Annotated in this window: 1 protein-coding gene; it reads left to right on the top strand. The window is 74.4% G+C overall.

Going from position 1 to position 9889, the window contains the following annotated elements:
• Window positions 1–20: 20 nt before the first annotated feature.
• Window positions 21–9889, top strand: a 9869-nt coding sequence (locus AC4IJH_RS42470) for an SDR family NAD(P)-dependent oxidoreductase (protein WP_490857399.1), incomplete at its 3' end; no start/stop codon positions are given.

The raw sequence follows: 9889 nt of genomic DNA, 5'->3' as shown, positions 1-9889 counted from the left end.
GTGAGGTGGCGGCGGCGTATGTGGCTGGTGTGCTGTCGTTGCCGGATGCCTGTCGTCTGGTGGCGGCGCGGGCGCGGCTGATGCAGGCGCTGCCCAGCGGCGGTGCGATGGCGGCGGTCAACGCGTCCGAGGCCGATGTGCTGGCCGCGCTGGCAGAGACCTCCGCGGTGTCCATCGCGGCGGTCAACGGCCCGGAATCGGTGGTGGTTTCGGGCGCTGCGGACGCGGTCGAGCAGGTGGTGGAGCACTGGCGGGGTGCGGGGCATCGGGTGCGGAGCCTGCGGGTCTCGCACGCCTTCCACTCCGCTGCCATGGACCCGGTCCTGGACGAACTCGGCGCCATCGCAAGCGAGTTGACGTACCGGCGTCCGGAGCTGCTGTGGGCGGGCGCGCTGAGCGGTGACGTGCTGACCGAGTGCGACAGTGCGTACTGGCCGGCGCAGACCCGGCAGGCGGTGCGTTTCGCCGACGCCGTCGCCGCGCTCGCCGCGCAAGGCGTGTCGGTGTTCATCGAGGTGGGTCCCGACGGCTCGCTGTCCGCGCTCGGCCCGGACGCGGTGGCCGGTATCGGCACCGACGAAGGTGTCTTCGTACCGCTTCAGCGCCGCGACGACCGGGACGTGACCGGCCTTGTCAACGGCCTGGCGCGGGCGTTCGTCAACGGTGCCACCGTCGACTGGGCGACGGTGCTCCCGGTCGGCGAGCAGGTGGAGCTGCCGACGTACGCCTTCCGGCGCCGGCGGTTCTGGCCGGAGGGCGTGCTGTCGCTGATGCCGACAGCGGCGTCGCTCATCGGCGGCGATGTCGCGGGTACGGCGGCCGAGTCGCAGTTCTGGGCAGCGGTCGAGGACGGCGACGTGGCGCGGGTCGCCGCTGTGCTGGAGATCGAGGATCAGCGGTACCTGGGCGAGATCCTGCCGATGCTGGCGTCCTGGCGGCGCCGTGAGCTGGACCGTTCGGTGACCGCGAACTGGCGTTACCGGGTGAACTGGTCTCCCCTCACCGAGCCCGACTCCCGTGTGCTGTCCGGGACGTGGCTGATCGCGGCTCCCGCTGGACTGGGCGAGGGCAAGGACGAGGCGGCACAGCAGTGTGCAGCCGCACTCGCCGCCCGCGGGGCCGAAGCCGTCGTGGTCGAGGTCCCGGCCGGGACCGTGGACCGGGACGATGCGGCCGCACTGCTGGGCAAGGCGCTGGAGGGCATGGAGCCCGCCGGGGTCTCCGGTGTGCTGTCGCTGCTGGCGCTGGACGAGACGCCGAATCCGGAGCACCCGGTAGTGGCCGAGGGACTGGCCGCGACGCTGGCCCTCGTGCAAGCCCTTGGCGATGCCGGGATCACCGCCCCCCTGTGGCTGGCCACCCGGGGCGCGGTCGCGGCGACGCCGGACGAGGTGCTGGTCAGCCCCGTTCAGGCGCAGGTGTGGGGCCTGGGCCGAGTGGTCGGCCTGGAACACCCCGAACGCTGGGGCGGGTTGGTCGACCTGCCCGCGACGGTGGACGACCGGGCCGGTGCACGCCTGGTGGCGGTGCTGGCCGGGTGCGGCGAGGACCAGGTCGCCATCAGGACGGCCGGAATCCTCGGCCGCAGGCTGACCCGGGCGGTACAGCCCCGCGCCAACGGCCGTACCTGGACACCGCGCGGCAGTGTGCTGATCACCGGTGGTACGGGTGCGATTGCCGGGCATGTGTCGCGCTGGCTGGCCGAGCGGGATGCGGCGCGCCTCGTCCTCACCGGCCGTTCCGGGCCCGCCGCCCCCGGAATCGCCGTTCAGGCGGCCGAGTTGGCCGCGCGGGGCACCCGGGTGGACGTCGTGGCCTGCGGCGCGAGTGACCGGTCCGACCTGGCCGGGCTGCTGGCCTGGATCGGTACGAGCGGCCCTGCGCTGTCCGCGGTGCTGCACACCGCGGGCGTTCTGGACGACGGCGTGGTCGACCGTCTCTCCGTACCGCGCCTGGAGACGGTGCTGGCCGCGAAGGCCGCCGGCGCCGCCCACCTGGACGAACTGACCGCCGACCTGGACCTCGACGCGTTCGTACTGTTCTCCTCCGCGGCGTCGACACTCGGGGCCGCGGGCCAGGGCAACTACGCTGCCGCGAACGCCTACCTGGACGCCCTGACGGAGCACCGCCGCAGCCGTGGGCTCGCCGGTCTGACCGTGGCATGGGGCGCATGGGCAGGTGGCGGTTTCGCCGAGTCCAGCGACGCCGTGCGGGCGCGGGCCAAGCGGGGCGCCATGCCGCCGATGGCCCCGCTCCTGGCCGTACGGGCACTCGGCGAGGCCCTGGAGGGCCCCGACCCGGTGCTGACCGTAATGGACGTGGACTGGGCCCAGTTGGCGTCCGCGCCCGATGCGGCGGCGCTGTGGGAAGCGCCGCTGGTGCGGGATCTGCCGGAGGTCCGCCAGCTGGCCGCCGTGGGCACGGGGACCGAAGCCGCGCTGCGCGGTGCGGGTGAACTGACGCGACGTCTGGCCGGGTTGGGGCGGGCGGAGCAGGAGCGGGTGCTCACCGATGTGGTGCGGGCCGAGGCCGCCGCGGTGCTCGGGCACGCCTCGGCCGAAGCCGTCGAGGGCCGCCGGGCGTTCAAGGACCTGGGCTTCGACTCGCTGACGGCGGTCGAGCTGCGCAACCGGCTCAACGCGCTGACCGGCCTGCGGTTGCCCGCCACGCTGATCTTCGACTACCCCACGCCGGCCGCGATGGCCGACTTCCTGCGGGCGGAGCTGACCGGCGAGCAGGCGGGTACCGGCACTCCGCTGGTCGTCATGGCGCCTTCGGACGAGCCGTTGGCGATCGTGGGTATGGCGTGCCGCTTCCCGGGTGGTGCGGGCAGCCCCGAGGAGTTCTGGAACCTGCTGGCTTCCGGCGGGGACGCGGTGAGCGGCTTCCCGACCGACCGCGGCTGGGACCTGGACGGTGTCTACGACCCGGACGGCGAGCGGGACGGCACCTCGTACGTGGCGCAGGGCGCGTTCCTGCGCGACGCGGCGGAGTTCGATGCGGGGTTCTTCGGGATCAGCCCGCGCGAGGCGCTGGCGATGGACCCGCAGCAGCGTTTGCTGCTGGAGACCTCGTGGGAGGCGCTGGAGCGGGCCGGGATCGACCCGCAGTCGCTGCACGGCAGCGCGACCGGTGTCTTCGCCGGTGGCTATGCGTCCGGCTACGGCTTCACCCTGGCGGGCCAGGGCGGTTCAGGGGTCGAGGGGCACCTGATGACCGGCAATGCGACGAGTGTGCTGTCGGGCCGGGTGTCGTACGTGCTGGGCCTGGAGGGCCCGGCGGTCACGGTGGACACCGCGTGCTCGTCGTCCCTCGTAGCGCTGCACCTGGCCGCCCAGGCCCTGCGCTCGGGCGAGTGCACACTGGCACTGGCCGGTGGCGTCACCGTCATGGCGACGCCGGGGACCTTCATCGACTTCTCGCGGCAGCAGGGCCTGTCCATGGACGGGCGCTGCCGCGCGTTCTCCGAGGACGCCGACGGCACCGGCTGGGCCGAGGGCGCGGGCATGCTCGCCTTGGAGCGCCTGTCGGACGCCCGGCGCAACGGGCACAAGGTGCTGGCGGTCGTACGGGGTTCGGCGGTGAACCAGGACGGTGCGTCCAACGGTCTGACGGCGCCCAACGGCCCGTCCCAGCAGCGGGTGATCCGCGCCGCGCTGGCCAATGCCCGGCTGACGGCCGCCGATGTGGACGTGGTCGAGGCGCACGGTACGGGCACCACGCTCGGTGACCCGATCGAGGCGCAGGCGCTCCTTGCCACGTACGGACAGGACCGGCCCGAGGACCGTCCGGTGTGGCTGGGCTCGGTGAAGTCCAACATCGGACACACCCAGGCCGCCGCCGGTGTGGCCGGCGTGATCAAGATGGTGCTCGCGCTCCAGCACGAGCGGCTTCCGCAGACGCTGCACGCCGCCGAGCCGTCCTCGCACGTGGACTGGGAAGCCGGCGACATCAAGCTGCTGAACGAGCCGATGCCGTGGCCGTCCGACGGGCGCGTACGCCGTGCCGGTGTGTCCTCGTTCGGGATGAGCGGCACCAACGCCCATGTCATCGTGGAGGAGGCCCCTGACCCTGCCGAGGCGCTCGCTGAGGACGAGGGGAGCGGTGCGCCCGAAACCGCCGCGGTCGTCGAGGCCGGTGGCCCCGGCGCGTGGCTGGTGTCGGGCCAGTCGGCCGAGGGCCTGGCGGCCCAGGCGGGCCGGTTGCGCGAATGGGTGCTGGAGCGGCCGGAGTTGGAGCCGGTGGACGTGGCCTGGTCACTGGCGACGACACGGTCGGCGTTCGAGCACCGGGCCGTCGTGGTGGCCGGTGAGTCTGCCGAGCTGCTGACCGGTCTGGAGAACCTGGCCGCCGGTGTCCCCGCCGGTTCGGTGGTCTCGGGCGTGGCCCGGCCCGGCGCGCGGGTGGCGTTCGCCTTTGCGGGCCAGGGCTCGCAGTGGCTGGGAATGGGCTGCGAACTCGCCTGTTCCAGCCCGGTGTTCGCGGCGCGTCTGGCGGAGTGCGAGGCGGCGCTGGCGCCGTTCGTGGACTGGTCGCTGTCGGAGGTACTCGCCGGTGCCGAGGGCGCTCCCGCTCTGGAGGCCGCGGATGTGGTGCAGCCTGCGCTGTGGGCGGTGATGGTGTCGCTGGCCGCCGTCTGGGAGGCCGCCGGCGTGGCCCCCAACGCGGTGGTCGGTCATTCACAGGGCGAGATCGCGGCGGCGACGGTCGCCGGGATGCTCTCGCTCGAAGACGGCGCCCGTGTGGTGGCATTGCGGTCGCAGTCGCTCAAGGCCCTTGCCGGTGCGGGCGGGATGCTCTCGGTGAGCCAGTCGGCTCAGGCCGTTGAGCAGCGCCTCCCGAAGTGGGGCGAGCGGCTGTCGTTGGCGGCAGTGAACGGGCCGTCCGCGGTGGTGGTTTCCGGCGAGCCGGAGGCTTTGGAAGAGCTGCGGGCCGAACTGGACGCGGTAGGCATCCGGGCCCGGATGGTGGCGGTGGACTACGCCTCGCACAGCGCCCAGGTGGAGCGGCTGGAGGCGGAGATCGTCTCCGTACTGGCCGATGTGACCCCGCGCCAGGGCCGGGTGCCGATGGTGTCGGCCATGACGGGCGAGACGCTGTCCGGCGAGGAGCTGGACGCCGCGTACTGGTACGGGAGCCTGCGCGCCACCGTGCACTTCGACCGTGCCGTACGCACGCTCGCCGACCAGGGCCACCAGATCTTCATCGAGGTCACCCCGCACCCGGTGCTGATGGGGGCGATGAACGACACGCTGGAAGAGGCCGCGCAGGACGCCGGTCCGGGCGTGGTGCCCGGCGCGGTCTGCGGGACGTTGCGCCGTGACGAAGGCGGCGCGGCGCGGCTGGTCACCTCGCTCGCCGAGGCGTTCGTCCACGGAGCCGATGTGGACTGGACCGCGGTGCTGTCGGCCGGCCGGCGGGTGGAACTGCCGACGTACGCCTTCCAGCACGAGCGGTTCTGGCCGCAGGGGATGCTTCCCCTGTCGTTGGCAGGCGCGGGCCAGGACGCGGTGTCGCTGGGCCTGGGCGCGGTGGACCACCCGTTGCTGGGCGCGGCGGTGGAACTCGCGGGCGGCGCGGGACTGGTGTTCACGGGGCGGCTGTCGGTGCGTACCCATCCGTGGCTGGCCGACCACGCCGTGGGCGGCGTGGTGCTGCTGCCGGGCACCGGCTTCGTGGAGCTGGCGGTACGGGCCGGGGACCAGGCCGGGTGCGGCCTGCTGGAAGAACTGACGCTGCAGGCGCCGCTGGTGGTGCCCGCAGACGGCAGCGGCGTGCAGGTCCAGGTCGTGGTGGCCGCGGCCGACGACGAGGGGCGCCGGGGGATCGAGGTGTTCTCGCGCCCCGACGAGACCGGCGAGCAGCAGGCATGGGTGCAGCACGCCGCCGGTGCGCTGGCCCCGGCCCCGACGAGCGGGCAGGCCCAGGAGGACCTGTCGGTCTGGCCGCCGCAGGGCGCGACCGCGCTCGACGTCGACGATGTGTACGCGGAGCGGCTGGCCGATGTGTACGGCCCGGCGTTCCAGGGCCTGCGGGCCGCCTGGCGCCGCGGCGAGGACATCTTCGCCGAGGTGCAGCTCCCGGAGCCGGTGGCGCACGAGGCGCATTCCTTCGGGCTGCATCCGGCTCTGCTCGACGCCGCCCTGCACGCCGCGGCCCTGGACACTGCCCCCTTGGACGACCTGGAGGACGAGCCGGGGCAGGTCCGTATGCCGTTCGCATGGACCGGCGTGGAACTGCACGCCGGCGGCGCTTCGGTACTGCGCGCCCGGCTGCGACGGGACGCGCGGGGCGGCCTGGCGCTGACCGCGGCGGACGCCACGGGCGCCCCGGTGGTGTCGGTGCAGTCGCTGGTCAGCCGCCCGGTCTCGGTCGCCCAGCTCCAGAGCGCCGACAGCGCACCGACCGATGCGCTGTTCGTCGAGGAGTGGGCCCCGGTCGCCGAGGCCCCCGCCCCGGCGGGGGAGTGGGCGCTGATCGGCGCCGACCGGTTCGGGGTGGTCCAGGGGCTGGGCGCCGCGGGCGTGCCGGTGCGGACCTTCGCCGACCTGGCCGAGCTCGCCGCGGCCGGCGACGCCGCTGTGCGGACGGTGATGGTCTGCGTGGGCACCCCGCCCACGCCCGCCGATGCGGTGCCGGAGGCGGCTCGGCGGATGACCGGCGAGCTGCTGGCGCTGGCCCAGCAGTGGCTGGACGAACCGCGCCTGGAGTCGGCGCAGCTGGTGGTCGTCACCCGCGGCGGTGTGGCGGCCACGGGTGACCAGAGCGTGGTGGACCTGGCGGCGGCCGCGGTCCGGGGCCTGCTGCGCTCGGCGCAGTCGGAGAACCCCGGCCGACTGGTCCTCGTCGACCTCCCCGCCACCGGCAACGGCGAGCCGATCGCCGTACTGCCGACGGTTCTCGCCGGCGGCGAACCGGAGCTGGCCCTGCGGGACACGGGCGCATTCGGGCGGCGGCTGGCCCGTCCGTCCGGCGCTCTGGCGGCGGTTGAACACCCCGCGAGCCCCCTCGCCGGTGGCCCGCGGACGCTGTTGGTGACGGGTGGTACGGGCACCCTGGGCGCCCTGGTGGCCCGCCACCTGGTGGCGACCGGCCGGGCCGGCGGGGTGGTGCTGACCAGCCGCTCGGGCCCTGCCGCCGCCGATGCGGCGGTGCTGGCCGCGGAGCTGGCGGAGCTGGGCGCGTGGGTCCGGGTCGTGGCGTGCGATGTGGCCGACCGGGCCGCACTGGCCGCGCTGCTGGAGACCGTTCCGGACGACTGCCCGCTGGGCTCCGTGTTCCACGCCGCCGGGATCATCGACGACGGAGTGATCGCCACGCTCACCGCCGACCGGCTGGCGGCGGTCATGCGGCCGAAGGCCGACGCCGCGTGGCACCTGCACGAGCTGACCCAGGACATGGACCTGGACCACTTCGTCCTGTTCTCCTCGGCGGCCTCGATCTTCGGCGCGCCCGGCCAGGGCAACTACGTTGCCGCCAACGCCTTCCTGGACGCACTGGCGGGCCACCGGCGGGCGGCGGGACTCGCGGGCCTGTCGCTGGCGTGGGGCCCGTGGGTGCACGAGGCGGGCATCGGCCGGGACCTGGGCGAGCAGCTGCTGACGCGCATCAGCCGGTCGGGGGTCGCGGCGCTCGGCGCCGAAGAGGGCCTGGCCGTGATGGACACGGCACTGGCCCGCGAGGAGGCCGTACTCGTACCGGCCCGGCTGGATGTGGCGGAACTGCGGGCGCGGGCCGCGCGCAGCACGGACATCCCGCCGCTGTGGCGGGCGCTGGCCGGTGGCCGGGTCCGCCGGGCCGCCGCTCAGGCCGCCGCTTCCGGTGCGGACGCCGCGGAGGCGCTGCGCCGGCGGCTGGCCGGGGCGTCGGGGCCGGAGCGGGACCGGATGCTGCTGGACCTGGTCCGGACGCATGTCGCCGCGGTGCTCGGGCACGCGTCGGCGGACTCGATCGAGGCGGGCCGGGCCTTCACCGACCTGGGCTTCGACTCGCTGACCGCGGTCGAGCTGCGCAACCGGCTGCGTACGGAGACGGGGCTGCGGCTGCCGGCCACGCTGGTCTTCGACCACCCCACCCCCGCCGCGCTGGCCGTGCTGCTGCGGGGCGAGCTGGCGGGCGACCTGCCCTCCGCCGAGCCCGTCCGCCCGACCGCCGCGGTGGCGGACGAGCCGATCGCGATCGTCGGCATGGCCTGCCGCTTCCCCGGCGGCGCCGCCAGCCCGGAGGAGCTGTGGCAGCTGCTGGCCTCGGGTACGGACGCGATCGGTCCGTTCCCGCAGGACCGCGGCTGGGACATCGAGGCCTTGTACGACCCGGACTCCGAACAGGCGGGAACCTCCTACACCCAAGAGGGCGGGTTCGTCCGGGACGCCAGCGGCTTCGATGCGGGGTTCTTCGGGATCAGCCCGCGCGAGGCGATGGCGATGGACCCGCAGCAGCGGCTGCTGCTGGAGACCTCGTGGGAGGCGTTCGAGCGGGCGGGCATCGACCCGGCCGCGCTGCGCGGCAGCCAGACCGGCGCCTTCGTCGGCGGCTACGGGTCGGGCTATGCCGCGCTCGACTTCCAGGGCGACGGGGAGTTCGAGGGCATCGAAGGGCATGTGATGACCGGCAACGCGACCAGCGTGCTGTCGGGCCGTCTGTCGTACGCCTTCGGCCTGGAAGGCCCCGCCGTGACGATGGACACGGCCTGCTCCTCCTCGCTGGTGGCCCTCCACATGGCCACCCAGGCGCTGCGGTCGGGGGAGTGCTCGCTCGCACTGGCCGGCGGTGTCACGGTCATGGCGATCCCCGACGGTTTCGTGGCGTTCTCCCAGGCGCGCGGGCTCGCGGCGGACGGACGCTCCAAGGCGTTCGCCGCCTCGGCCGACGGGATGGGCATGGCCGAGGGCGTCGGCATGCTCGTGGTCGAGCGGCTGTCGGACGCCCGGCGGCTGGGCCACCCGGTGCTCGCGGTGGTACGCGGCAGCGCCGTCAACCAGGACGGTGCGTCCAACGGTCTGACCGCCCCCAACGGCCCGTCCCAGCAGCGGGTGATCCGCGCCGCTCTGGCCAGCGGGCAGCTGTCCGCCGCCGATGTGGACGTGGTGGAGGCGCACGGTACGGGCACCTCACTGGGCGACCCGATCGAGGCGCAGGCCCTGATCGCGACCTACGGCCAGGACCGGCCCGAGGACCGTCCGGTGTGGCTGGGCTCGGTGAAGTCCAACATCGGACACACCCAGGCAGCCGCCGGTGTGGCCGGTGTGATGAAGATGTTGCTGGCGCTCCAGCACCAGCAACTGCCGCAGACGCTGCACGTGGACGAGCTCTCGCCGCACATCGACTGGTCGGCCGGGAACGTGCGGCTGCTCACCGAGCCGGTGCCCTGGCCCGCCGACGGGAGGCCGCGCCGCGCCGGTGTGTCCTCCTTCGGCATCAGCGGCACCAACGCGCACATCATCCTCGAAGAGGCCCCGGCCACCGGGGCCGCAACCACGGGGGACGGTGACCCGGACGCCGCCGACAGCGGCACCGCTGCCACGGCACCGGTGGTCTCGGGCCCCGGCGCGTGGGTGGTGTCCGGCCGCTCGGCCAAGGCGCTGTCGGCCCAGGCGGGCAGGCTGCGCGAATGGGTGGCCGCACGCCCCGACTCGGAGCCGGCCGACGTGGCCTGGTCGCTGGCCGTGACCCGCTCCCTGTTCGAACACCGCGCCGTCGTCGTGGGCGGTGACCGCGCGGAACTGGTGACGGGCCTGGAGAGCCTGGCGGCCGGTGTGCCTGTGGGTTCGGTGGTGTCGGGCGTGGTCCGGCCGGGTGCGCGGGTGGTGTTCGCCTTCGCGGGGCAGGGTTCGCAGTGGGTGGGCATGGGGCGGGAACTCGCCCAGTCCAGCCCGGTGTTCGCGGCGCG

It is taken from the genome of Streptomyces sp. UF-297 (genome assembly GCF_058245575.1).
This window is presented reverse-complemented; position numbering and strand designations above follow the sequence as displayed.